Raw genomic sequence first — 931 nt, 5'->3', positions numbered from 1 at the left:
GGTTAATTAGTTTTAATGATTCAATAAGTACTTTTAAAATTGGAAAAAATGAAATGAATATTAAAAATTCAGAAATTGATAAATTAAAAGTAAGGGAATTTTCAGTTGTGCAAACTATTGTTTTTACCTCTGCGATGTTATTAGCAGTATTAGTTGTAAGTTATATTGCTGATCCAAAAGTAAACATTCCTATCAGTCCAACGAGTCCAAATTAAAATAGTAAATAAATAACCATGAAAAAGCAAATTTTATTTTTAGCACTTATAGTGCAATTTCTAACATCATGCTCTAATGATGAAAAAGGAAGTTCTTGCCAAGATAGCCTTCCTGCTGTTACCACAACGGGAGCAAACACTTTCGGGTGTTGTATAAACGGAAACTTACTGATTCCGAGAGATGGAACAGGTACTTTTGGAGGTAGTGATAATGCTGTGACAATTTACGGAGACCCAACTGGTAATCAGCAATATACAGAAATTCAAGTTAAAGATTACAAAAGTAATAGAACTGCAAGTTTACTTTTGCATATTCAAAATTTAAATCAAAATGGAGTAAATAATTATACCATAAATGCATCCAATGGTTCAAGCAATATTGATGGGTTTAATCATACTTACATACATTGCAGAATATTTAATGTAGAAACTAATAGTTATCAATACTATCGTTCAATGGAAAACTCTGGTGTATTAAACATAATTAATTATGAATTAGTACCGAATGTTAAACTTATTGTTTCTGGAATCTTTAATTGTACTTTAAAAAATTCTTCTGACAGCAATGATATAATTGAAATAAAGGATGGAAGATTTGATTTTAATGGTGCAACAATATCAAATACAGTATTTCCTTGAAAAAAGGTTGCCACGGCAATGGCAACCTAAATAAAGATTAACAATAAATTATTAAGCTGCGCAAATGTCTCCTGACT

The 931-nt window shown here is 29.6% G+C and carries 2 protein-coding genes; both read left to right on the top strand.

What is annotated here, in order from left to right; all coding sequences use genetic code 11:
* The coding region (locus DIU01_RS15055) for a hypothetical protein (RefSeq protein ID WP_290835884.1) at nucleotides 1-215 on the top strand (215 nt) is incomplete at its 5' end.
* 18 nt (nucleotides 216-233) lie between these two features.
* Complete coding sequence (locus tag DIU01_RS15050; RefSeq protein ID WP_290835882.1) at nucleotides 234-854, top strand: hypothetical protein; 621 nt, start codon at nucleotides 234-236, stop codon at nucleotides 852-854.
* Nucleotides 855-931 lie beyond the last annotated feature (77 nt).

Source organism: Flavobacterium sp. (assembly GCF_003525665.1).
Classification (GTDB): Bacteria; Bacteroidota; Bacteroidia; order Flavobacteriales; family Flavobacteriaceae; genus Flavobacterium.
The sequence above is the reverse complement of the archived record's forward strand: the minus strand, read 5'-3'. Positions and strand labels throughout refer to the sequence as shown.